The sequence below is a fragment of the Streptomyces sp. NPDC014006 genome, assembly GCF_043088925.1.
GTDB lineage: Bacteria > Actinomycetota > Actinomycetes > Streptomycetales > Streptomycetaceae > Streptomyces.
Genome location: NZ_JBICAJ010000004.1, coordinates 507,787 through 532,651, shown reverse-complemented (window position 1 = coordinate 532,651; position 24,865 = coordinate 507,787). Strand labels below are relative to the sequence as shown.

The window sequence follows — 24,865 nt, the reverse complement described above, 5'->3', positions numbered from 1 at the left end:
ACCCCCGTACACAAGAACCCCGGCGGGAGCCGGGGCATCCTGCAAGATCAATCTCACCGGGATGTGCTGGACCTCAACCACTCATACCCGTTTTCTGCGCGTACTACGGGAACCCCTCTGAGGTACTTCCTCCGGAGACAGGGGACGGTCAGCTGTGATCGCCGTGCCGGGCCAGCCGCTTGAGGAGGGTGACGGACTCCGCGAGCTGTTGCTGTTCGGCGGGGGCCAGCTCTGCCCTGATGGCTTCGGCGAGCCAGTCGGCTCGGCGGCCGCGACGTTCCTGGAGTGCCTGCAGGCCCGGATCGGTCAGCACGACGAGGACCTTGCGCCTGTCGTCCGGGTGGGGCTTCTGGCGGACGAGGCCTAGTTCGACGAGTTGGCCGACGACCCGCGCCGCCGACTGGTGGCGGACCTGCTGCCGGGCAGCGAGCTCGCTGGTGGTCATGGGCCCTTCGCGGTCGAGGTAGCCCAGTACCGCGGCCTGCGCCTGCGGCATGGCATCGGTGGCTCGTGCGCGCCGCACCAGGTTTCCGGCGGCGGCTCGCAGGTCGCTCGCGATCTCTTGCTCGTTCACGGCATCACCGTACCCGCAGGATAGGTGTACAGCAATGCTGTACAGTCATGCTGTTTAAATAGAAGGGAGACCAGCCATGCAGATCACCTCACTGGGGCATTCCTGCATACGACTGCAGCACGAGGGCTACACCGTCGTCATCGACCCCGGCTGCTTCAGCGATCCGGACGCCCTGGAGGGAGCCGACGCGGTGCTTGTCACGCATGAGCACATAGACCACTTCGTCCCCGACCGGCTGCGGCAGGCCGGGGGCGACATCGAGATCTGGACCAACCCGGCGGTCGCCCGCCACCTCACTGACCTCGGCGGGCGCGTCCATACCGTCCGGCACGGCGACGCTTTCGACGTCGGCCCTCTGGAATTCCACGTGTACGGGGAAAAGCACGCCACCATCCACCGCGACTTCGCCGAGTTCGACAACGTCGGCTTCCTGGTCGACGGAGTCTTCCACCCGGGCGACGCGCTCACTGTCCCCGAGGAGGAGGTGCGCACGCTCCTCGCGCCGGCCGGTGCGCCGTGGGTGAAGCTGGCCGAGGTCGTCGACTACGTCAGGGAGGTCGGACCCGACGCGGTCTTCCTCGTTCACGATGCGGTGCTGAGCCCCCCGGCGCTGAGCGCCCACACTCAGATCCTGAGCAGCTTGGTCGGCGGACCGCACGGCCCGGCCGTCCGCACCTGGTCCGCAGAGGACAAAGGCGGCCTGCCCGGAGCCGGCGGCTCCTCGAGCCAGGCGATTCCTCGGACCTGACAGCCGACCGGGCCGAGGCGGAGAAGATGCCTCGGCCCGGGAGGCAGCGGGGATGCACGATAAGAGGTCGTGTTCGCCCGATGCTTTATCCCGGAATCGGCTGTTTTGTCTCTGGTGTCGCGTCGCGCCAGGAGATGGTGCTCTCGCCGGTGAGGCGGCGGGCCATGAGGTCGGTCATGGTGAGGTGGATCATGGCTTCGGAGCGGACGGGCAGGGCTTCATAGTCGCGGGCGAGGCGGCGGTGGAGCATGAGCCGGCCGCAGGTGCGCTCGACCGCCCACCGCTTCGGGATCGGGGTGAAGCCCTTGGTCCCGGGTGTGCGTGCGCCGATCTCCATGTCGATGCCGAGGGTGGCGGCATGTTCGACGAGGTGCTGGCGGTAGCCGCCGTCGACCCAGACCTTGCGGACGACATGGCCCGGCCGGTGAGCGTGGTCCGGGTGGATGCGCGACCCGGACGGGGCCGGCAGCCCCTGCCGCAGAGGGCGCGCGCCGCACGGTCGGCGCGTGCCCTCGCATCGGGAGCGGATGCAGCCGCACCTCGGCTTCCACCGCCTACGCGGGGTGCTCCTGAGTCCAGGGTCGCCTGCAGCGGACGGCGACGGCCGCGATGTCGTCCTCGAGCCTTCCGCCGCTGTAGTGAAGCAGGTCGCCGTGCAGCCGGTCCAGCAGCTCACGGGGCGTCGCCGGGCCGAGTTGCCGCATCCACTCCGGCAGCGGGAAGAACGTGCCCGTGTGGTCTCGGGTCTCCGTCACACCGTCGGTGTACAGCAGCATCTGGTCGCCCGAGGCGAAGGCGAAGGTGTCGACGATGTAGTCGTCTCCGAGGAGCGTCGCGAGGTTGAGAGGCGGCGAGGGGACGGTGGGCTCCAGGACGCGGATCTCTCCGCCCCGCATCAGCACTGGTGGGGGGTGTCCACAGTTGAGGACGTTGACATTTCCACTGTCGTACGGGATCTCGGCGATCAGAGCGGTGGCGAAGTGCTCGGGCTGATCCGGGTCCGGAATCGCGACGCTGTAGCGGGCCATGCTGATGTCCAGGCGATGGATGATGCCCCTCAGGTCTGGCTGGTCGTACGCGTTCTCCCTGAAGCAGTTGATCACCACCGAGGCCGCCCCGACCGCCGACAAGCCCTTTCCGCGCACGTCACCGATGAGCAGCCGGACCCCGTACGGCGTGTCGACCACCTCGTAGAAGTCGCCCCCGATCCGGGCCTGCTCCTGGGCCGCCAGATACAGCGACTCGATATCGACGTCCTGGACACGGCGCGGCAGCGGACGCAGCAGCACCTTCTGCGCCGCATCGGCGACGAGCCGGACCTGGAAGAGTGTCTCCTCTCGCTGGAGTCGGAGGTGGCTCGTATAGGCGGCCGCCAAAGTGACCGCGACGATCGCAGCCACGGTGTAGGACGTACCCAGATCGGAGTAGAAGAAGCTGAGCCCGATCATGGCCAGCAGGCAGAAGCCCCCGAGGAGGAGCGTCGCCAGAACAGGCCACATCGCGGCGGCGAGGGCGGGTGCGGCGGGCAGGAGACGGCTGAAGGCGATCTCCCGGGGGGTGGCGAAGGCGAGGCCCGTGATGAGGACGGTGAGAAGCACCGGGGACAGCAGTGCGGCGTCGCGTCGACCACGGTAGGGAGAGCGGTGGTGCTGAGGCCGTCCTGTCCTGATCACAAAAGCATCTTATCGGGGGATATTGGGCTCCGGCCGGTGAGAGCGCAGCCGCGTATGCGCGCCGACGGGCCACTGCGGCCCGCGGGTGCGGCGCTGTGCCCGGTCGTGGGCTGGGGCGGGGCCATGGCGTGCCGATCACCGAACAAGGCGAGGAACGCCTCCGACGCCCTGTTCCCGCCCCGATGCGGATGCTCCTTCCTCCGTCGAACGCCCTCTGGCGGGCCGTGACGCGGCAGCCGCACGACGGACCAGATCAGCATCGGCTTCCCCACAGTGGTGTTATCAAGGGAGTATGGAGGCATTCTTCGGGCGCCGTCGGGGCCGGGAACGTCATCCGCCCGTCGGACGCTCGCACGAACGTCGTGCTTCCCTGTTGGACCCGCACAGTGCGGCCGGTCAGGTGTTCCTTCTCCAGGTCGTCATCGTGGTCCTGCTGGTCGTGGCCGCGGTGGTGGGCATGGTGCTCCAGACGGCGAATGACGCTCTGCGGCAGGGGCGACGGGAGGCGGTCGTCGCGGCCCAGTCGTTCGCGAGTGCCCCTGGCGTGGCCGCGGCGCTGCAGAGCCGGGATCCGTCAGCGGTGCTCCAGCCGCGGGCCGAGGAGGCGCGCAAGCGCGCGGGCGTGGATTTCGTGGTCGCCATGAGCACGAAGGGGATCCGTTACACGTACCCCTATCGGCGGGAGATCGGGAAGAAGTTCGTCGGCACCATTGCACCGGCGTTGCGTGGCCGTACCGTCGTCGAGCAGGCCGGCGGGCCGCCGCTGCCCGCGGGCAAGGGGACGGACGTGCAGGCGGTGGTCCCGGTGACCGACTCGCGCGGCAAGGTGGTCGGCCTGGTCTCCGCGGGGATCACGGTCAAGAACGTGGCGTGGCTGTGGCTGCCGCAGCTGCCGATCATCCTGGCCGGCGGCGCGGCCGCGCTTGCGCTGGCCGTGACGGGGACGACGCTGGTGTCCCGGCGGCTGCGGCGGCAGACGCGCGGCCTGGCCCCGGACGAGCTGGCGCGGTTGTACGAGCACCACGACGCGGTCCTGCGCGCGGTGCGGGAAGGGGTGTTGATCACCGGCGCCGACGGACGCCTGCTGCTGGCGAACGACGAGGCGACGCGGCTGCTCGGACTGCCGGCGGGCGGCCAGGGGCGCTCGGTGCAGGAGCTGGGACTGCCGGAGCCGGTCATGCGGCTGCTGTCGTCGCCGGAGGCGGTCACGGATGAGGTGCTTCTCGCGGGGGACCGGTTGCTCGCGGTGAACAAGCGGCCCACGTACCCGCGGGCCGACCGGGGAGGCAGCGTGGTGACCCTCCGCGACACCACGGAGCTGGCGGTGGTGTCGGGCCGGGCCGAGGTCGCGCGGGAGCGGCTGAAGCTGCTCTACGAGGCCGGGGTGGGAATCGGGACGACGCTGGATGTGGGGCATACCGCCCAGGAGCTGGCCGACGTGGCGGCGCGGCAGTTCGCCGACCTCGTGACGGTGGATCTGCTCGAGGCGGTGCTGCGCGGGTGGGAGCCGACGGCCGAGGGCTGGCGGCATCTGCGCCGGGCGGCGATCGGCGGCGAACAGCGGATCATGCCGGTGTATCCACTGGGCGAAGTGATCACGTTCTCGGCCCGCACCCCGCAGATGCTCACGCTGCAGGAGGGGCGGGTCATGCTGGAGGCGGATCTGCGGCAGGCACACGGCTGGCGGGAACAGGATCCTGAGCGCGCCCGGAGGGCCCTGGAGTGCGGGCTGCGGTCGCTGGTGACCGTGCCGCTGCGGGCGCGGAACGTACCGCTGGGCGTGGCCAACTTCTACCGGACGGCGGGTTCCCCGGCGTTCGAACCGGAGGATCTCGCCTTCGCGGAGGAACTGGCAGCGCGGGCGGCGGTGGCCATCGACAACGCCCGGAGGTTCGCCCGGGAGCACGCGATGGCGGTGACGCTGCAGCGCAGCCTGTTGCCGCGGGGGAAGCCGGAGCAGGACGCACTCGAGGTCGCCTGGCGGTATCTGCCCGCTGAGGCGGGGGTGGGCGGGGACTGGTTCGACGTCATTCCGCTTCCGGGCGGGCGCGTGGCCCTGGTGATGGGTGACGTCGTCGGTCACGGGCTGCACGCGGCGGCGACGATGGGCCGGCTGCGCACCGCGGTGCACAACTTCTCCACCCTGGATCTGCCCGTGGACGAGGTGCTCGCGAACCTGGACGACCTGGTCGTCCGCATGGACGAGGAGGAGGACACGGGCGATGCCGCGGCCGACCACGAGGGGGAGGGGGTGACCGGAGCGACCTGTCTGTACGCGGTCTACGACCCGGTGGCGGGCGCCTGCACCATGGCCCGTGCCGGACACCCGGAACCGGTGGTGGTGCGCCCGGACGGGACGGTCACCTGTCCTGGGGTGCCGGCCTCGGCGCCCCTCGGCCTGGGCGGCTACCCCTTCGAGACGGCCGAGGTGTTCCTGCCGGAAGGCTCACAACTGGTGCTGTACACCGACGGCTTGGTGGAGGACCGCACCCACGACATCGGCGTGGGGATGGAGAGGCTGCGCCGGGCGTTGGACGGGTCCGGGGGCCGCACTCCGGAGGAGACGTGTCAGGCGGTGATCGACGCGCTGAAGCCGTCGCACTCCTCCGACGACATCGCGCTGCTGACGGCACGTACCCGCATGTTCCCGCCCTCGCACATGGCCGAGTGGGGCGTGCCGTCGGACCCGGCGCTGGTTCCCTCGGTGCGGGCGCGCTGCAGGCAGACGTTGCTGGAGTGGGGGCTGGAGGAGACCGGGTTCGCCACGGAACTGATCGTCAGCGAGTTGGTCACGAACGCGATCCGGTACGGCTCGCCGCCGGTCGGCGTGCGGCTGCTGCGCGGACGCTGTCTGATCTGCGAGGTGTCGGACGGCAGCAGCACCTCGCCGCGCCTGCGGCGGGCGGCGACCACGGACGAGGGCGGGCGGGGGCTGTTCCTGGTGGCCCAGTTCGCCCAGCGATGGGGAACCCGGTACACGCCCCGCGGCAAGGTCATCTGGGCCGAACTGCTTCTTCACGACGGCGCATCGGCCGCCTCGGGCCGCGCACCGGTCGACTTCCTTCTCGACCAGTTCGACCTCGACCAGTTCGACGATCCGGGCCTGTGAGCCGGGCCGAGGCCGGCCCGGCTCACAGGCCCGGCCGGCCTCGGCCCGACCGGACCGTGCCCGCGTCCCGCACGGACTCGGACGCATGCCCCTCGCGTGATCTCGGCGGCCGGTGAAGCAGGCCAGTGTCCGCGAGGACCTGGGGCGGAACCCCGACCGACTCCTCGAACCAGTCGACCATGGCACGCAGCAAGCGGCGCGTTGCGGGGTCGAGGCGCGCGGGGTCGTACGTGCTCGGGTTGAACAGCAGTTGGTCAGCCATGACGCCCTCCGGCTGGTGGACGGGTGGGAAACGGGAGGTCTGATGGCTGGACGATCCTGTCGGACCGATTGGAACGGTTGCAGGTGACCGATCTCAGCAACACGGTCGACGATCCGGTGGCATGGGCACCGATCCATCGGATCGCGGGCCGGCTGGCCAAGAGGTCTTCGGGGGCTGAGGACGAGTTCGTCGTGCTCAGCCCCGGTCACCTTCCGTCGGTTCCTACGCGAACCATCCCTCGACACGATCATTCTCGACCCCACTCGCTGATGGCGGACGTCCGGGCAGTCCGCAGCCGTGCCCAGGCAGCCCTCGCGAGCCCGGCCACGGACGGAGCGTCCGGGGGTCCGGCCCGAGACAGGGCGACGCGGGCCCCCTGCACGAACGCCGCCAACCCCAGCTCCTTCGTGATCTGCGCCGATGTGCGCCGCCTCACCGGGATACCGCTGTGGCGAGGCGGTGCGACGCCCCCCGCTCGGTGACGCCGCCGCAGCCCGCCGGGAACGCGCCGCCCCATCGCGACGCAGACGATCCGCGCCGGGTGACGAGGCGCGCGGCGCCTGTACCACCGATACCGGGAATGAGCCGCTACAGCGCCAGGCATGCGGGACGAGAAGGAGCACCCCCGGGTCGCCGCGCTACCTACCATCGGAAGGGCGCGAGGTTGATGGAGCGATGAACGACACATCCCTGACGACGCTCAGCGGGAGTCCGGAGGACCCGTTCTCGATCCACCAGTCGGTGACGGCCGCGTATGGATGTCCAACCTGCCGACCGACGCTCGGGTCACCGACCTGGTCCAGGTGGCCAAGGTCCGCCGGAGCATCGAGCACGACTAGCGCGAACTCGACGCGCCCGGGCCTGGACCACTTCGAAAGCCGATCCTGGCCGAGTGGCACACCACGTCACCTCGTGACCGCCGCCCACGCTTTCCTCACCGAACAGCGCCTCGCCCCGAAGCGCCAGAGGCCCTCACCCTCATCGCCTGGACGCAGTCCACATGCCGCACGTTGTTGACGGCAGACGGTTGCGTGGTCGTGGCCTCTGTTGGCGCCGGCAAAACCACTGCCGATGGATGCCGTCCGCGGACCAGGTCGAGGCCTCTGTGCTGGGTATCCCTGCCAGTGCCTCAGCCACCGACTCCCCCTGCGCTGCTCGGTGAGCCACTACTGGTAGGAGAGGCGCTGACACTGCGGGAAGGACTGACGGAAGGACTTGCGGAGGGCCGCGTGGAAGGGGTTGCCGTCCGCGAGGGCGAGCTGGGGCCGCGGCCACTGGGGGCTCGGGGGGTTGGCTTCGCCTTTACCGGTGGCGGCGCACTGGTGGCGGCGGGAGACCGAGAGACCGGTGACGTGCTGCGGGTCGCCGTTGGCGGAGGACGCCGGATCCCCTCACTGTTTCGGCCCCGGACGCCCTTTCGGCCCGGGTGCACGGTCACACTCTCCGATGAAGCCTGTGCATCAGGAACGCGGGCCCCGGGCTCTTCGGGGGACGGCTGTTCCGGGATCGAGGCTGCCCGTGGAGCCGTCGACTGGGGAAGCACCGATGCGGTGGCCAGGCCTCCGAGAAGGGTGAAGGCGGCTGCGGCAAGAGACCGGACGGCATACTTCTTCAGCCGCGCCGGACGGTCGTACCGGTCAGCCGACAGGTCTTGCGAGGCAGTCGGTGACCCGGGAAGGAGCGAAGCGGAGGAGCTCGGTCCCCCGCTCACGTGGACCTCGGGCATCACGGCGTCAGCGACCGGAGCGCCGTCTCTCCGATCGCTCAGCGGTGCCATGCCGGGGTCGTACGCCCCACACTCCGGGCAGGTCACCGCGCCGTTGAGCACGCGGTTGCACGGGATGCAATAGTCCATGAAGCGGCCGTCTCAGTGCTTGAGTTGACGGGAGCAAAGGTGCACCCGATCCGGGCAGCGGTCAGCGCTGGGGAGACGCCTCTCGGTTTGTTTCGGACCGATCTTTGACATGTGCGAACCTCGCTTACCGGTCTGCAGGTGGGTCACCGGTTACTGAGGTCAACGGGGTGCATCGAATGAGTGCTCACACGCAGCCAGGAAAGTGGGGTATGTAACTCCTGGATGGACATTGACGACCGGGACGGCGCGGCAGCCTCGGCATACGAGCCGAACGGTTGCGTCTCGATCCGGGCACCGGGTGCTGCTCACTTCCCGTAGCTCGACGCCCCCAGCGCGCAGTTTCTTCACTCCTGCGATGCCCCGGGGTGGGACGGTCAATTGAGTACTTACCGGCAAAAGTAGTGAGGCGCGCCAGGCTGCCGGGGCCGACGCGGCGACAGCGCGAACATGCACAGCCCTCCGGGCGGAGCGAGTTGACTGGTCTACACCCTTGACTGGTACAGACCAAAGCGGTTGAGTGTGCCTCCATACCCCCCACCACGGCCACGCCCCGCCGTGGCCGGTCCGACCGGCACGCGCCCCCAAGACCCGGCTTCCTGCTGCGCTCGTCCCGGGTGCGCCCGTGCTGCGCAGAGGAGTTGATCCTGTGTCGAAACGCCGTCTCTCCGCCGTGGTCACCGCACTCGTCCTGGGAAGCGCCGCGCCTGTCCTGCTGCCGGCCACGGACGCGTCCGCCGCCGCGTGTTCGAGCTACCCGAGCTGGGTCGCCGGAAGGCCGTACACGACCGGCGACATCGTGCGTTACACCGACGGCAAGGCCTATATCGCCGAACACGACAACCCGGGCTACGACCCGATCATCAGCACCTGGTACTGGGAGCCGTACGCCTGCGACAGCGGCTCCGAGCCCCCCGCCGGCACCTTCGCGGTGAGCGAGGCCCAGTTCAACCAGATGTTCCCGAACCGGAATTCCTTCTACACGTACAGCGGACTCACCGCCGCTCTCAGCGCCTATCCCGCCTTCGCGAACACCGGCAGTGACACGGTCAGGAAGCAGGAGGCCGCGGCCTTCCTCGCCAACGTCAGCCACGAGACCGGCGGTCTGGTGTACGTGGTCGAGCAGAACACCGCCAACTACCCGCACTACTGCGACTGGAGTCAGCCGTACGGCTGTCCGGCCGGCCAGTCGGCCTATTACGGGCGCGGCCCCGTCCAGCTCAGCTGGAACTTCAACTACAAAGCCGCGGGCGACGCGCTCGGCATCGACCTCCTCGACAACCCGTGGCTGGTGCAGAATGACGCGGCCGTGGCTTGGAAGACGGCGCTCTGGTACTGGAACACCCAGACCGGACCCGGCACCATGACGCCCCACAACGCCATGGTCAACAGCGTCGGCTTCGGCCAGACGATCCGCAGCATCAACGGCTCCCTTGAGTGTGACGGCAGGAACCCGGCGCAGGTCCAGAGCCGCGTGGACGCCTACCGGAGACGGCGGCTCCAGGCCGGCCGGATCCAGATCAACGGCATGCAGATCGACCTCCTCGCTCCGTTCGGCGGCTGCAAGCAGTCCGGCAACGGCCGGGAACTCGGCCGCCACGGACTGGAGGAGTTTCTGCAGACCAAGGCCATCCACGTCTGAGCCTGCATCCGACGGCGAATCGGCCACGCAGTTCCGGGGATTCGCGGAGCCGCGTGCAACTGCCGGCCAGGGCCGAGCGGACCTTGAACGCGATGTCGCGGCGCAGCAGTCGATCCGCTGAGGCCGTCGCACCCCTGTTCACCCTTCCATCTCCGGCACCAAAGAGCCCGTTGACGGCTTTGTGCTGCCCGCCTACGTTGAGCGCAACCACGACGCGCGCCTGCGCGAGACCCTGCGCCGGGCGACGGAATCGAGAACGCCGGCGCTGATCTTGGTGCGCGGCGACTCCTGCACCGGTAAGACACGTGCCGCGTTCGAGGCCCTTGCGGCAGGTCCCGCCCTGGAAAGCTGGAACCCGATCTTCCCCCGTACCAGCGCCAGCCTGTTGGAGGCCCTCGCCGCCGGGGCGCTCGCTGCTCACACGGCCCTGCGGTTCGACGACGCGCACAAGATCCTTGCCGGCCGTACTGGCGAAGCGGTCGCGGCGAGTCTCCTCTCCCGCCTGGCCGAGCCAGGCCCACTCCGTTGTGGCGGGCACCATCTGGACGAACTCTTTCACCGAGCTCACCAAACCATCCGCTGAGCAAGGCATCGGGGGGAGCGATCCGCACCGCCACGCCCGGGAGCTGCTGACAGCGGCCACCACGGTCATCAGCATTGCTCCCCGCTTTCAAGACGAGGACCAGCATGACCTCCGGGCCACGGCACAATCGGCGAACGACCTGGCACTCAAAGCGGCCGACCGCTTAGTTGCCAAGGGGAAGGTGACCCAGCCCCTCCCCGGCGGTCTGCAGCTCGTCGACCACTACGAGGCCGCCGACGACCCGCCCGGCTGCTACTACCGAGCCATCCTCAGCGCGGCCATGGACGCCTGCCGGCTGGACTGGGACGCCCCGCTGCCCGAAGCCTTCCTACGCCAGTCCGCCCCCGGACACCTTACCGACGACCAGCGCGCCAACGCCGAACCGACCAGTGGTTCGAGACAGCGCTCGAAGAGGCCCTTCGTGCTGTCCGGCCCGCTCGATAACGGAACGGTTTCGGCCATTGGCCGAAACCTTGACGTCTCCCTACCCGGAAGTAACTATTCCGGTACCTCGTTCGGCATTGCCGAACGCCGGTCGATCTTCCCCGAGCACGAAAGGGACGTCATGCGCGCAACCCGTGCCAGACGAGCCGTCCGCCTCCTCGCCGCCACCGCCGCCGCGCTGTGCACCCTCGGCCTCACCGCACCGGCCTTTGCGGCCGACACCCCGCCGCCCGGCGCCAACGACTGGTCCTGCAAGCCGGACTCCGCCCACCCGCAGCCGGTGATCCTGGTCAACGGCACCTTCAAGACCTCGTACGAGAACTGGCTGACCCTCTCGCCCGCGCTCGCCGGCGCCGGGTACTGCGTCTTCTCCTTCGAGTACGGCGACGCGGAGACGGCCCCCATCGCGGACTCGGCGGCGCAACTGCGCGACTTCGTGAACGCCGTGCTCGGCGCGACCGGCGCCAAAAAGGTGGACATCGTGGGCCACAGCCAGGGCGGCATGATGCCCCGCTACTACGTCAAGTTCCTCGGCGGCGCCACCAAGGTCGACGACCTGGTCGGGATCGTCCCGTCCAACCACGGCACCAGCAACCCGCTCGCCCTCGCGGCCGGTGCCACCGTGTGCCCCTCCTGTGTCGACCAGACCGCCGGCTCCGACTTCCTCCAGAAGCTCAATGCCGATCCGGAGACCCCGGTCGGTCCCGACTACACGGTGATCGCCACCAGGTACGACGAGGTCGTACTGCCGTACACCAGTGCCTTTCTCGACGGCCCCGGCTCCTACGTCACCAACGTGCTGCTCCAAGACCGCTGCCCGCTCGACACCACCGAACACGACCAGGCGCCCAAATCCCCGCTGGTCCAGCAGTGGGTGCTCAACGCCCTGGGGGGCCGCGGACCGGCCGATCCCGCCTTCGTGCCGCGCTGCGTCAGCACGGGCTGAACCGCCCACACCGGGGTGGATTGGGCGGGACCCGCCCGCCGCCCGTCGCGCACGGAGTTGCTTCCACGCCGTTCAGCCGTGGCCGCCGCGACCACCCCGACCTGCCACATCGGGCCCGGGCTCGCCGCGGTCGGCCGCCCCGGCTACATCAACCTCGGCCGCGAAGAGGACCTCGGAGACGAGCGCAGTGCCGAGGCCCTGCGCGCCCGGACCCACGAACTCCTCGACGCGGCCTGACCTGGGGCCGTCGATCCACCCGAACCGGCGTCGTTTGCGCCCAGACTCCGCTCGGCGTCCCGTGTGTGTCGTGATCTCGCGTCAGGCGCTGCGGGACACCTCTCCGCAGCAGCGTCCCGCGATTCTCAATGCCGTGGCCGACGTCGCCCGCGCGCTGCGTGGCCGGGCCAGGTGACCTGGGGTGTCCCGGAAAAAGCGCACACATTTTGAGCAAGGTAGGAGGCGCGAAGCTAGCCGGGCAAACCCGCGGGGGGAGAACGTCTTCTTCACCGGCACCGTCGGCGCGGTCTGCGGCTCCACCACCGCCGCCGGATCAACCTCGAACAGCTATCCCCACCCGACATACCAGGATTCTTCCATATGGAAGATCACGAACAGATGGCGGCGTCGGGGTCAACTGCCTGATTGACCGCCAATGTCCGCGGCCAGCGCCGCGTAGATGTACTCGCTGCCCCAGCGATCCCCGTCGAGGTCGTTCTCGACCAGGTGCGCCTCCCGGCGCATCCCGAGGCGCTCACAGACCCGCACCGACCCGGTGTTCTCCACATCCAGCCGTGCGTAGAGCCGGTGCACGCCCAGCGCGTCGAAGGCAAACCCGGCCAGCGCCGCCGCCGCCTCGGTCGCGTAGCCGTGCCCCTGGTGACGCGGGTCGAGAGTCCAGCCGATCTCGGCCTGGGCGGCGCGGGCATCAGCCAGGCCGAGGCTCACCTCGCCAAGGACGCCGGGCTCATCGCGTCGGCAGACAGCGAGCGCCAGCTTGTCCCCGTCGGCACGCCAGGCCGTCTGCGCCGCGCGCTCGGCGGCAACCTGCTCGCTGCGCTCACGCGTGTGCGCCGGCCTGTACAAGTAGCGCGCCACGCTCGGCAGGCTCTGGTAGGCGTACAGGTCGTCGGCGTCGCCGGGAGTGAACAGACGCAGCGACAACCGGGCCGTGGTCAACGGCAGCAGCGAGACGACGTCCATGCGGACCTCCGGGATGCGCATTGCGGATCAAGATGCGGACTGATTTTCGCATCACGGCTGCCGGGCAGCCACGCCTTTTCAACAGCAGCACCCTGCGCCTTGCCCCTCGCTCGTCACCGCTTGTCCAGCAGTACCAGTTGGTCACCCTTTCCGGCGATGAACGGCAGTTCCTCGTCCGGAAGGGCCGGGACGTCGCCGTCACCGGGGAACAGGTGGTCCACCACGCGCATGACGTACTCCGACACCGGAGGTGTACTGACACCGATGATCAAGCCAAGCATCGTTTCGACTGCCGCGTCGCGGTTCCCCAGCTCGCAGACTGGCCAGTCCCGCTTGCAGGGCCAGCAGCCCCGTGAGCTCAGGGGCTAAGGTGCGACCGGCCGACCAGGCGGCCTCGGCGGCGACGCACGCCTGTTCGTGCCGACCGCTGCGGCTCAGGGCCTCCGCCAGGTTGGCAGTGATCACCACCCTGCCCACCTGGTCGGCGGGTCCGCACTGGTCGAGTGCCTCTGCGAGCAGGTTCACGGCCTCGTCCATGTCGCTGCGGGCCATCGCCTGCATCCAGCCGGTGGTGTCACCGAACTCGATGAGGTCGATCACGTTCCTGGCGTCGGGCCGGCCACGAAGGTAACCGAGCCGGAAGGCGCCCCAGGCTGGGCGTGACAGGGACGTCAGCAAGGGCATCATGTCCGTGGCGCATTGGGCCGGTGTCGGCGGCCGGTCAGGATAGCGGGCGCCGTGCGCGAGGATGACGGCGCATCCCCATTCGGATGACCAGCCAAAGCTTTCCCAGCGCGCGTCGCCGTGCAAGGCACCGTTTCGGTGGCCAGTGGCGAGCAGCTGAGCCACGCTGTAGGCGAGAACGCTCTGCCCGTCCCCGCTGCGCAGACGCTCCTCGATGTGTGCGGGCGATTCATAGTCGTCGCCCGGTTCCCACACGTGTGCCCACTCCCGAAAGTCGGTGCACACAGGCCGGGACCGCGACACGAGGCCGTCGGGAAGGGAGATGCCGTTGTCCGAAAGCAGGGTGCGCAGAGTGGTCGCACCGGCGAGCAGACATGGAAAGGCCCGAACGCCCAGGAGCGGTGGGAACAGCTCTTGAAATTCGTCGGGCAGGACGTTGAGGCGGGCGGCGATGCTCTCGTCGAAGGCGTCGAGTGGCACCGCCGCACACTCGCCGACGCGCTCCACCATGCCTTCGAAATCGAGGAGTTCCAGGCGCTCCTTCGTACGTCGCTTGTTCGGAGAGGGGCGTTGCGGTACCAGCACTACCCCTCCGGTGCGGCAGATCCGCCGTACGGTGGTCAGCCAGCACTCGTGATCGGTGTTGTCGACCACGGTGACGGCGACCGTCGCGGATCCCAAGTTCACGTCGGCCGCGTGAGTGTCGGCGCCCGGGCCGTCGGCTCGCGGCGGTACGGAGAACCGCTCGCTTCCGGCAAGGCTCGAACGTCCGGCCTCCGCGTCCTGCGGCGTGTTCGCGGCCGCGTCCGTGGTCTGCAGCTCGGACGGCATGGGCGTGCCCGTCTCGGCGAGCAACGCCTGGCACAGCAGGAGCGCCTGTCCCAGACGTGCCGGGTCGTCGGGGTCCTTGGTGACCTCCTCGAGCACCGCCGCAAGGACCTTGCGTGGTCCAGGGTGGGCACGGAACTGGGGCGGAAGGAGATCGAACGCGGTCAGGCACCCGCGGACCGCTTGGTCGAGGTCGGACGCGTTGGCCCGTAGAAGGTATCGGGCGAGCAGGGCGTTCGCCAGTTGCACGAGCGAGTTCAGTCGGCGAGCCCGGTCCGCGGTCGTATCGGGCACTGCTCCCCGTTGGCCGCGCCCGGCTGTGTTCTCGACCTCACGGGCGAGGTCGACGGCTTCACTCAGCAAGCCCACGGCCTCGTCGAGTTCGACGGGATCGCCGGGCGTCGGGTCGGTGGGCGCGAAGCCGAGCAGTAGGGCCTCGCCCAGCAGGCACAGGCCGATCAGCCGGACGACGGGCGCGTGCCCGCCGGCGACGACCTCGCGGGCGCACCGGACGGCCTCCCGGCGATCCGCGTCGACCTCCGACACCGAAAATTCGGACGTGTGCACGGCGGCGGTGTGGGCCGAACACAGCGTACGAAATGGGTCGTCGTCTGGGAGGAGTTCGGCCAGGCGTCTCAGATCGTCTGCCGCTTTCGCCAGGCTTGCGCGATCACGCGAGAGCCGTGCCGCCCCGGTGATGCCCATCACCAACGGATCGGTCTCCGACCGCTCGGCGTCCGTCTTCGGGGGACGTTGTGCCACGCGCGCGGCGCGTTCGCGCTCCACCACGGTCGGCGCGACCAGGTCCAGGGACATTCCCCAAATCCACCCGAAGGACTCGAACGCCGCCAGCGACTCCCTCGCGCCCTGCTCCCCCGGCAATTCCCTGCCCCGGCACCAGCGCAGCCAGGCGACCGCGTGCAACCCGGCCACGGCCTCCACTCGGTTCCCGCCCGTCGCATCGACGAGTTCGCTGATTCTGCGGGCCTCTTCGGACGCCCGGTCGTGCAGGACCGGCTCAGGATCGCGAGTTGCGCGGTAGGCGCGCAACTCGCGCCGGTCGACCTGCACGGTAAGGGCGGACAGCTCCTGCCTCACCGCCTCGCCCGGGCGAGAGTCCGAGACGACGGACTCCCGCTCGACGGGTCCCATGCCGCCTGGGGCAACGTGGGGGAGCCGGGATGCCTGTGGGCGGTCCGTGATCAACGGCGGGACCGGAATGGCCGGTGCTTCCTCGGGAAGCGCTGTAGACGCCGTGTGGAGTTCCTTACGGATGTCGGTCAGACGCTCGGCGAGATCCGGATGCTCGGCCGACAGCCTCGAGAGATCACTACACGTGGCGAGGAGTTGACTCCACATCACCGCCCGCCCCTGCTCGAGTCGTTCCACGGCCTGCGCGGGTCGCAGGGCGTCGACGGTGGCTGCGGCGGCGAAACGCACCAACCCCGGCCACTCGGTCAGCAGACGTTCGCGCGAGGTCCGCGCCAGCCCGTGCCACGCGAGCAGCGGGAGAAGTTCGACCACGTCGTAGTCGTCCACCGCTGCGCCTGGGCGTCCGCTGATTCGGGCGGTGAGGTCGCCGGCGGTCCGGGCGGCTTACAGCCTGGCATACACGTCGGTCGTCGCGCTGTGTGCCACCTTCCGCAGCAAGACGACTGCGGCGGAGGCGTCCGTGACGGATGCGGTCACGGCGAGCCGGTCGATGAGGGCGTGGGCGAGCGTCAGGGATTCGTGGGCACGGTCAGGCCGGCTGGAGACCGGCGCCTGCAATGCGGCTCGGGCCGCGTCGACCGCCAGATCCAGATCGCAGGCGCGGTCTTCCAAACGGGCTCTGGAGCGCAGCAGAAGAGTGGTCGGGGCTTCCGAGGGGGCTGAGGCGAAGAGACTCGGTGAGGTGGTGGTGGGCCCGCTCCACGTCCTCGAGGTCGTCCGTCACGCTGGAGCGGGCTAGCAGCGCCACTCCCAGTGCGTTGAGGGTCGAGCGCCGCTCGATGCGCGTGTCCGGCAAGGTCTTGGCAACCGTCTGCAGGATCTCGACCGCTTCGTTGATGTCATGGGTTTCCCGCACGTGCAGGAAGCGCCGGTGCAACGCGCTGCCCAGCTGACCGAGGCTGCGGAACCGGTCCCGGCTCGCCGGCGCCGCTACGTCGACGGCTTGGCGCAGGAGCGCGATGCCGTCATCGAGGTCCCGTGCCGAGGACAGGAGCACGGAACGATCGAGGAGGGCGTTGCCCAGATTGGCCAGCGTGGTGGAGCGATCGGGGTGATGGGCGTCCATGGACTCGACCGCGTCGCTGATCAGTTGTATCGCCTTGTGGAGATCGTCCGGTGCTCCGACCCGTTCGTTGCGGGGTCGCAGGAGGACTCCGAGATTTGCCTGCACGGCGGGCCGCCCGCCGTCGTCGGCGGCCAGCCCCTCCAGTGCCTGGCGTCCCTGCAGGATGCCCCGATCCAGGTCATCGGTGTTGCCTAGGTGCTCGAAGCGGCGCAGTAACCCGCTCGACAGCAGCGAACGGGTCTTCGCCCGGGTCGGGCCGTCCGTCGACAGTCCGATGGCCTCGTCGAAGGCGCTGATGGCGTGCTGCAGGTCGTCGAGCCTGCTGGTGTTGCCGTAGCGGTGCTGCAGGGTGATGCCGCGGTTCCTCAAGGCCGTCGCCCGGTCATGTCATCACAAGACGCCCCAAGCTCATGACCCATACCGCCGACCTCCGCCAACCGCGGTCGCTCCAATGGGGCGTCGGCCTCCCCAGGACCGTATGACGGTCTGCGGGGCTGTGAGGGGTCAGTCAGCCGGTGTTGTGGTTACGGCTCCCATCGGTCGGGGCCTGCACCGAGCCACTCAATCTGCTTTTGAGCCGGTTGCGGTTCGCGGCCTGGTCGGCGGGCTGTAGGCTCACCGCCCGGATGCCGCGCCGCCTCAGGTGACTGCGGATCGACCGGGAGGTAGGCGCCTTGTCGGCACCGGGGCCACGCGGCCGTTGAGCAATAACGCTCCGCAAGATCGTGCTGCAGGACAACTCGTCCCTGTCGCGGTGCGGACCACGCGGTACGCCACGGCATGCCCGGTGGGCCGGCACGAGGTGATTTCCGTCCGTCTTCGGTGATCGGCCCATGGGTGTCGGTGCGAGGAGGATCCGGGCTGCGTCGGGCAGGACCGCCACCGTCGCCACCGTCGGCCGGTCATACAGGGGCTTCATGGGGGAAACCCTCGATTACCCGACGGCCTACTGACATGACCGCGTCATAATGTCATTCTCGGCCAACAGGCCGAATCCCTCCCCACTTGGTGATCACGGCCCGGCACAGCTCGCATAGTCCGGCCGGACAACCCATCTGGCCGGTCGGTCAACGACCGCACCCCGGCGGTCGCAGCAAAAGGATGTCGAGTGAGACCCCTTCACCACAACCGCCTTCCCCACAAGCGCGCCACGGTAGGAGCCGCCCTGCTCTCCACCGCGGCCATCCTCGCCGTCGGCCTCCAAGCGGTCCCGGCGACCGCCGCACCCGCCGCGCCCGCCGCACCGAAGCCCAGCCCGCTGCGCACCGGTGGCATCGAGGCGAAGCTCAGCCCGGCACAGCACAGCGCGCTGCTCAGGGACGCCCGGCAGAACACCTCCGCGACCGCCCGCGCTCTCGGGCTCGGCGCGAAGGAGAAGCTGGTCGTCAGGGACGTCGTCAAGGACAACGACGGCACGCTGCACACGCGTTACGAGCGCACCTACGACGGCCTTCCCGTGCTCGGCGGTGACCTCGTCCTGCACACCCCGCCCGCCTCGATCGCCGCGGGAAGCGTGAGTGTCACGTACAACAACAAGCGCACGATCAAGGTCTCGTCCACCACCGCTGCCTTCAGCAAGGCGGCCGCCGAGACCAAGGCGCTGAGGACCGCCGAGTCCCTCGACGCCAAGAAGCCCGCCGCCGACAGCGGCCGCAAGGTGATCTGGGCCGGCAACGGAACCCCGAAGCTCGCCTGGGAGACGGTCGTCACCGGTTTCCAGGACGACGGCACACCCAGCAAGCTGCACGTCATCACGGACGCGAGCACGGGCAAGGAGCTGTACCGGTACCAGGCGGTTCAGACCGGCACGGGCTACTCCCAGTACAGCGGCACGGTCAGCCTGAGCACCGCGCTTTCGGGCTCGACCTACCAGCTGAACGACACCGCGCGCGGCGGTCACAAGACATACACCCTCAACGGCGGTACCTCGGGCACCGGCACGCTGATGACCGACTCCGACGACGTCTGGGGCAACGGGTCGGGCTCCAACGCCCAGACCGCCGGCGTCGACGCGGCCTACGGTGCCCAGGAGACCTGGGACTTTTACAAGAACACCTTCGGCCGCAGCGGCATCCGCAACGACGGCGTCGCCGCCTACAGCCGCGTCCACTACGGCAACGCGTACGTGAACGCGTTCTGGGACGACACCTGCTTCTGCATGACCTACGGCGACGGTACGAGCAACACCCACGCGCTGACCTCGCTCGACGTGGCCGGCCACGAGATGAGCCACGGCGTCACGTCCAACACCGCCGGGCTGAACTACTCCGGCGAGTCGGGCGGCCTGAACGAGGCGACCTCGGACATCTTCGGGACGGGCGTGGAGTTCTACGCCAACAACCCGTCCGACCCCGGTGACTACCTCATCGGCGAGAAGATCGACATCAACGGCAACGGCACCCCGCTGCGCTACATGGACAAACCCAGCAAGGACGGCTCGTCGGCCGACAACTGGTACTCCGGTGTCGGCAACCTCGACGTGCACAACTCCTCGGGCCCGGCGAACCACATGTTCTACCTGCTCTCCGAGGGCAGCGGCACCAAGACCATCAACGGCGTCACCTACAACAGCCCGACCTCCGACGGGCTCACCGTCACCGGCATCGGCCGCGACGCCGCCCTGAAGATCTGGTACAAGGCGCTGACGACGTACATGACGTCCAGCACTGACTACGCCGGCGCCCGTACCGCCGCCCTCAACGCGGCCGCCGCGCTGTACGGCTCCAACTCCACGCAGTACGCCGCGGTGGGCAACGCCTTCGCCGCGATCAACGTGGGCAGTCGCATCACCCCGCCCTCCGGCGGCGGCGGCACCTGCACCTCGAGCCAGCTGCTGGCCAACCCCGGCTTCGAGTCGGGCAGCACCGGCTGGACGGCCTCCACCGGCGTCATCACGACCGACACCGGCGAGGCAGCGCGCAGTGGCTCGTACAAGGCCTGGCTCGACGGCTACGGCTCCTCGCACACCGACACGGTGTCCCAGTCGGTGACGATCCCGGCCGGCTGCAAGGCCACATTCACCTTCTACCTGCACGTCGACGCGGCGGAGACCGGCAGTACCGCGTATGACAAGCTGACGGTTTCAGCGGGCTCGCAGACCCTGGCGACGTACTCGAACGTCAACGCGGCTTCCGGCTACGTTCAGAAGTCCTTCGACTTGTCCTCGCTGGCCGGCTCCACGGTCACGCTGAAGTTCAGCGGTGTCGAGGATTCCTCCCTGCAGACCAGCTTCGTCATCGACGACACCGCGCTGACGACCAGCTGATCCACGCATGCAGGTCCCGCACCCGGCAGCCGGCCGGGTGCGGGACCCGGCTGCGTTCGGACGTAACCGTCACGCACGTGCGCCAAGTGCGGTGAGGCACGAAGGGCTGCCGGTGAGTCAGCCCGACCGTTGGGCTGTGTACCACCTGGCGGCACAGTGGGCCGGCGTGGCTGCCCAGTGCGGCATCAGGCAGTCTTTGCCGCCGGAAGGGTTACGCCGCACCGATGCTCCCTCCGCTCGGTGTCCGACCTCTGCCTTGGCCAAGCACCATACCCGCCGTGAGACTGGTGGCCACGTCTTACCTGACCGCGGTGCTGGAGCCGTGTTCGGTGATCAGCAGGGCGATGTCGTCGGCCCGGTGCGAGGAGCTGCGAGCGTGATACAGCAGCCGGTCGGCAAGTTCGTCGAGTGAGTCCGCGCGGGCGTGGGCCAGGGATACTCGCAGGCGATCGATCCCCAGGTCGATGTCGGTTCCGGGCGTCTCCACCAGGCCGTCGGTGTACAGGACGAGGACGGATCCCGGCGGGAGAGCGACAGAGGTCGGGAGATAGGTGCTTCCATGGTCCACGCCTAGAACCGGCCCAATGTCGAGGTGGAGGGCGGTTGTCGTGCCGTCGGGGAGGCGGAGCAGGGGGGCGGGGTGGCCGGCGGTGACGACGTAGGCGTGATCGCGGCGGGGTTCGAGGTGGATGTAGCAGCAGCTGGCCAGCAGGTCGCTGCCCAGGTCGATGAGGGTGCGGTTGACGCCCGACATCACGTCAGCGGGTGCGTGGCCGGCGGCCACGAACGCGCGGACGGCACTGCGCAGCTGCGCCATGGTGGCTGCGGCGGCGATGCTGTGCCCCTCCACGTCACCGATGACGAGGCACACCCCGTTACCGGTGGGGATGACGTCGTACCAGTCACCGCCGATGTCCATCCCACTGGTGGCGGGCAGGTACCGGGCCACGGTGCGGATGCCCGGGACCTTCGGCAAGCGGTGCGGCAGCAGCGTCTGCTGCAGGCCGTGCGCGACGGCGAACTCGGAGTCGTACAGCCGGGCTCGTTCCAGAGCCTGGGCGATCAGTCCCGCGAGGGCGGTCAACAGGCCGCGGTCCTTTTCGGTGAAGTGATGGGGGTCGTCGAAGCCGAGAATGCAGGTGCCGACGGGACGGCCGGAGGCGATCAGGGGCAGATATGCCCAGGAGCTCACCGGTCCCGTGGCTATGCCCGGGTAGCCCCTGAAGAGATCCTTCTGAGATTCGATGAAGAAGGGGGCACCGGAGGTGAGGGTTTCCGTTCCGGGCAGGCGGGCGTGGAGGGGAAACCCCTGGAGCCAGTCGAGGAACGTCTCGTGGTGGCCGGCGTGGTGCAGCAGGTGCATCGCCTTGTCGCGGACCAGGTAGATCGCCATCTGCTGTCCCCCGAAGGCCGGCAGGAGCTGGTCGGAGACGACTTCACAGACTTGACGTGTGGTGACCGCCTCGGTCAGGGCGCTGCTCAGCTGCAGGACGTGGTACATCGCACCCAGGCGCGCCGGTGCGGTGGTGGGTGCGGGCGCCGGTGCAGGCGTGGGGAGCGACCCGGACGAGGACGGCCGGGTGGCGGGGGCGACCCGGACGGTCACCCCGTCGGGCTGAGGGTGGAGGGAGAAGGCGAGCCACTGGTCGCGGGGCCGGCTCACCAGGAAGGAGGACAGCGCCTGGGAGATCATCGCGGAGCGGTGCCAGTACTCGATGCTGGGGTCGGACAGCCACGGCAGCACGTCCCACAGACACTGGCCGAGGACGTCGTCGGCGGAGATGTCCAGTAGGTGCAGCGCTCGGCGGTTGGCGTAGGTGACGCGCCCGTCGGGGGTGAGGGAGAACAGTCCGTCCGGGAGCCGCTCGACCGCTGCGACGGTCGCGGCGCCCGCTTGGGCGTCCACGACCGCGCCGACCAGATGCGTCACCACGGGTGTGCCGTCGGCTTCCGGTGCACGGCCCCACAGCTCCACCGTGCGGTATCTTTCGCCACCATCGCTGCCGTCCCGCACGCGGAGACGCCGCGCGGTGATCTGTCCTTCGCCCGCCTCGCGTGCGCAGGCCCGGAAGGCGGCACGATCACCGGAGTGGAGACAGGCGACGAGTGTGTCGGGACGTCCGTCGAAGGCCTCTGCGTCGAGACCGAAGATCGCACAGAACGTGTCGTCCACGCTGAGGACCCCGGAACGGAGGTTCCAGTCGAACAAGCCCACCCGCATGGCCGCCGCTCCGTGAGCAGGGGTTTCGACCGGGGCCGTCCCCGGTTCACACTCAATGGGATCACCGGTACGGGCGCTGAGCTCGGCCAGGCAGTCACCGAGCCGACAGGCGATGTTCCGCAGGCGGCGACGCTGGGTCTTGGAGAGTCCCTCGCTGCCCGGTGAAGCTGGCCACACGATAGCCAGTGATCCGAAACGCTCCCCACCACTCGCGCGCACCGGCACGGAACAGGAACCGAAGGCGTACGGCAGAGCCACCGCGAGCTGCGGATAGCGCTGCATCGTCTCTTCGGCGTTCGCCAGGTGAACCGTGCGCCCCGCGGTGTACGCCACGGCGACTGGGATGGGACTGCCGACCGCAATGAGGCGCCAGTCACCCAGCAGCGAGGGCGGCACCCCCCACGTCGCGGCCAACACGATCGACCGCCGGTCACGGGAGCGCAGGAACACACTCCCCGCGTACGCGCTCGTGCCCTGGACGGCCTCCATGACAGCGGCCGCGAGCACGTCCTCACGCTCCGCCGCCCCGCCGGAGGCCAACCCGTGCATACATCCAGTGTGCGCAGGTCAGGGGACGCACTCCAACGGAGCGCGATGATCCAGCAGCGGCGACAGAGCCCACCCCGGGCTCGACCGCTTACCCGTCAGTCGGCGTAGTCAGCCAGCCACTCTCCGCACGCAGCGCTTCTCGGCCTGCCCGAACGGCGTTGCCAGCTGTAAGCGGCGACACCTGGGTCCTGTGGAACCTCCACAGGTCGGCGTCTCGCTCCCCGGCAGGCAGCCGGTACACGGTCGGAGTGAAGGAGCCCCAGCGGCAGACCTTCTACAGGCGCACCTGGCAGTGCCGGGCCTGGCCGTGGTGGAGGTGCGGCCGCCGATCCACTGCCGCCGCGCTGGACCGGCTCGTCGGCTGGGAGCCCTGAACGCCCTCGTGCCGAGGCACCGGCCCGGGGCGACGGCGCCATCGGTCTGCCAGGCGTCGGTGGCCGATATCGTTGTTCGTTGTGGTACTTCGCCGTGCGGTCAGTCTGTGCGAGGTGCCAGCCCGGTGCGGTACGCATACGCGACTGCCTGGCCTCGATCGACCACTCCGATCTTGGCAAAGATGTGGTTGATGTGGGTCTTCACGGTCACCACGCTGATGCCCAGGTGGACCGCGATCTCTTCGTTGCGCAACCCCTCGGCCATCGAGGAGAGCACCTCCACCTCCCGCGATGTGAGCCGGTCGTGCGGTCTGTGACCTTGGCCGCTGTCGTCGCCGCCGAGGGCGACGGCGACGACCCGGCCCTGGACCGTCGGCGCGAGCGCTGTGCCGCCGGCGACGACGGTGTTCAGGGCGGCCACGATCTCCTCGACGGTCGCGTCCTTGGTCAGGTAGCCGCGCGCGCCGGCGCGCAGAGCTGCGAACAGCGACCGGTCATCGGGGTAGGTGGTCAGCGCGAGGACGGCGACGTCCAGGTGAGCCCCGACGATACGCCGCGTGGCTTCGATACCGTCCATGCGGGGCATACGCAGGTCCATCAGGACGATGTCGGGGCGCAGGCTCTGGGCGAGCGCGAGCGCCTCGTGCCCGTCCGCGGCCCTGCCCACGATCTCGACACCGGTTGCCCGTTCGAGCAGCATGGCCAATCCCTCGCGCACCAGTTCCTGGTCGTCGACGACCAGTACGCGCACGCTCATGGCGCCACCGGAAGGGTCAGCCGTACGAGGAAGCCGGTCGCGGTCGGACCGGCGACGAGCGTTCCGCCGGCCGCGGTGACCCGTTCCCGCAGCCCGGTCAGCCCCTGGCCGCCGCTGGGCAGCTTCGGGTGTGGTTGCCGCCGCTTGCCCTCGATGTCTTCCACGGTGGCGAGCACCCGTCCGTCCTGGACCGTGACCTCGAGACGAACCCGCTCCGCCGCACTATGGCGCACGGTGTTGGTCAGCGCCTCCTGCACCGTGCGATACAGCGCCAGGGCCACATCCTGCTCCAGCGCGGGCGGCGGATCAGGCAGGACGATCTCGCAGGACAGGCCGGAGGTCATCGCGAAGTCATTCGCCAGTTGACGCACCTGCGCCCAGTCGGGGGCCCCGCCGCGCAGTGCGCTGAGCACCGTCTGCGTCTCATGCATCGAGGCCCGGGCGACCTCGACGCCCCGGTCGAGCATCGCGCGTAGCCGCGGCACATCGACCGGGTCGTCCTCAAGCAGTGAGCGCGCCGCCATCAGCTGGACCAGCAGCGCGCTGGCGCTGTGCGCCACCACGTCGTGGATGTCCCCGGCGATCCGCGTGCGCTCACCGAGCACGGCCTCCCTGGTCTGCGCGGCACGCGCGGCCGCGGACGACGCCTCCAGCCGGCGCCGCGTCGCCCGCTCACGCACGACCGCCAGGCTCAGTGCCACCACGAGGTAGGCACACAAAGGGGACAGCACGACCGCCGGGAAGAAACCGGCGCCGACAAGCCCCAACCCGACCGCGACCGCCAGCGGAGCGCCGAAGCGGGGCGAGAGCAGGCCGGCGGCGGCCGCCGCCAGGCAGCCCAGCGGCACCACCACCATGCCCACCTCGCTCATCGAG

At 69.5% G+C, this 24,865-nt stretch carries 15 protein-coding genes and 2 pseudogenes; 7 read left to right on the top strand and 10 right to left on the bottom strand.

Going from position 1 to position 24,865, the window contains the following annotated elements; all coding sequences use genetic code 11:
* Positions 1-148: 148 nt before the first annotated feature.
* On the bottom strand, positions 149-574 hold the full coding sequence (locus ACF1GV_RS17780; RefSeq protein WP_391681421.1) for a MarR family winged helix-turn-helix transcriptional regulator: 426 nt from the start codon (positions 572-574) through the stop codon (positions 149-151).
* 76 nt (positions 575-650) lie between these two features.
* On the opposite strand from ACF1GV_RS17780, the gene ACF1GV_RS17775 reads away from it, so the two are divergent.
* A complete protein-coding gene (locus ACF1GV_RS17775) occupies positions 651-1,322 on the top strand; it encodes an MBL fold metallo-hydrolase (RefSeq protein WP_391681418.1) in 672 nt (223 codons plus the stop codon).
* Between the two features lie 85 nt (positions 1,323-1,407).
* On the opposite strand, the pseudogene ACF1GV_RS17770 reads toward ACF1GV_RS17775, so the two are convergent.
* Positions 1,408-1,731 (bottom strand): annotated as a pseudogene (locus tag ACF1GV_RS17770) (transposase); the annotation flags it as partial.
* Positions 1,732-1,876: 145 nt separating this feature from the next.
* Positions 1,877-2,995 carry a PP2C family protein-serine/threonine phosphatase gene (locus ACF1GV_RS17765; RefSeq protein ID WP_391681414.1) on the bottom strand — a complete coding sequence of 373 codons (1,119 nt, stop codon included), beginning with the start codon at positions 2,993-2,995 and terminating at the stop codon, positions 1,877-1,879.
* A 292-nt stretch (positions 2,996-3,287) separates the two neighbouring features.
* On the opposite strand from ACF1GV_RS17765, the gene ACF1GV_RS17760 reads away from it, so the two are divergent.
* Positions 3,288-6,104: a SpoIIE family protein phosphatase gene (locus tag ACF1GV_RS17760; protein ID WP_391681411.1), complete on the top strand. Its 2,817-nt coding sequence runs from the start codon at positions 3,288-3,290 to the stop codon at positions 6,102-6,104.
* A gap of 22 nt (positions 6,105-6,126) precedes the next feature.
* Here the strand turns inward: ACF1GV_RS17760 and ACF1GV_RS17755 are convergent, their stop codons facing one another.
* Complete coding sequence (locus ACF1GV_RS17755) at positions 6,127-6,366, bottom strand: hypothetical protein (RefSeq protein ID WP_391681666.1); 240 nt, start codon at positions 6,364-6,366, stop codon at positions 6,127-6,129.
* A 2,501-nt stretch (positions 6,367-8,867) separates the two neighbouring features.
* On the opposite strand from ACF1GV_RS17755, the gene ACF1GV_RS17750 reads away from it, so the two are divergent.
* From ACF1GV_RS17750 to ACF1GV_RS17735, 4 genes and pseudogenes are all read left to right on the top strand, one after another.
* Complete coding sequence (locus tag ACF1GV_RS17750) at positions 8,868-9,860, top strand: aldehyde dehydrogenase family protein (protein WP_391681408.1); 993 nt, start codon at positions 8,868-8,870, stop codon at positions 9,858-9,860.
* 181 nt (positions 9,861-10,041) lie between these two features.
* Positions 10,042-10,443, top strand: coding sequence for a hypothetical protein (locus ACF1GV_RS17745; protein ID WP_391681405.1), 402 nt, complete (start codon positions 10,042-10,044; stop codon positions 10,441-10,443).
* 181 nt (positions 10,444-10,624) lie between these two features.
* Positions 10,625-11,833: an alpha/beta fold hydrolase gene (locus ACF1GV_RS17740; protein WP_391681402.1), complete on the top strand. Its 1,209-nt coding sequence runs from the start codon at positions 10,625-10,627 to the stop codon at positions 11,831-11,833.
* Positions 11,834-11,911: 78 nt separating this feature from the next.
* Positions 11,912-12,067: pseudogene (locus ACF1GV_RS17735) on the top strand (aldo/keto reductase); the annotation flags it as partial.
* A 396-nt stretch (positions 12,068-12,463) separates the two neighbouring features.
* Here the strand turns inward: ACF1GV_RS17735 and ACF1GV_RS17730 are convergent.
* The 3 genes from ACF1GV_RS17730 to ACF1GV_RS17720 all read right to left on the bottom strand — a co-directional run bounded on the left by ACF1GV_RS17730 (position 12,464) and on the right by ACF1GV_RS17720 (position 17,192).
* On the bottom strand, positions 12,464-13,033 hold the full coding sequence (locus tag ACF1GV_RS17730; protein WP_391681399.1) for a GNAT family N-acetyltransferase: 570 nt from the start codon (positions 13,031-13,033) through the stop codon (positions 12,464-12,466).
* A gap of 198 nt (positions 13,034-13,231) precedes the next feature.
* A complete protein-coding gene (locus tag ACF1GV_RS17725; RefSeq protein WP_391681396.1) occupies positions 13,232-16,084 on the bottom strand; it encodes a hypothetical protein in 2,853 nt (950 codons plus the stop codon).
* A gap of 202 nt (positions 16,085-16,286) precedes the next feature.
* The gene (locus ACF1GV_RS17720; RefSeq protein WP_391681393.1) at positions 16,287-17,192 is read right to left on the bottom strand and encodes a hypothetical protein; all 906 of its coding nucleotides are present in this window, start codon (positions 17,190-17,192) and stop codon (positions 16,287-16,289) included.
* A 739-nt stretch (positions 17,193-17,931) separates the two neighbouring features.
* On the opposite strand from ACF1GV_RS17720, the gene ACF1GV_RS17715 reads away from it, so the two are divergent.
* Positions 17,932-20,088 (top strand): M4 family metallopeptidase, encoded by a 2,157-nt coding sequence (locus tag ACF1GV_RS17715; RefSeq protein WP_391681390.1) that lies wholly within the window; start codon positions 17,932-17,934, stop codon positions 20,086-20,088.
* Positions 20,089-20,386: 298 nt separating this feature from the next.
* Here the strand turns inward: ACF1GV_RS17715 and ACF1GV_RS17710 are convergent, their stop codons facing one another.
* The 3 genes from ACF1GV_RS17710 to ACF1GV_RS17700 form a co-directional block, all read right to left on the bottom strand.
* A complete protein-coding gene (locus ACF1GV_RS17710; protein WP_391681387.1) occupies positions 20,387-22,858 on the bottom strand; it encodes a SpoIIE family protein phosphatase in 2,472 nt (823 codons plus the stop codon).
* A gap of 474 nt (positions 22,859-23,332) precedes the next feature.
* Complete coding sequence (locus ACF1GV_RS17705; RefSeq protein WP_391681384.1) at positions 23,333-23,989, bottom strand: response regulator; 657 nt, start codon at positions 23,987-23,989, stop codon at positions 23,333-23,335.
* The gene (locus tag ACF1GV_RS17700) at positions 23,986-24,861 is read right to left on the bottom strand and encodes a sensor histidine kinase (RefSeq protein WP_391681381.1); all 876 of its coding nucleotides are present in this window, start codon (positions 24,859-24,861) and stop codon (positions 23,986-23,988) included. Before ACF1GV_RS17700 ends, ACF1GV_RS17705 begins: the two co-directional genes overlap by 4 nt.
* Positions 24,862-24,865 lie beyond the last annotated feature (4 nt).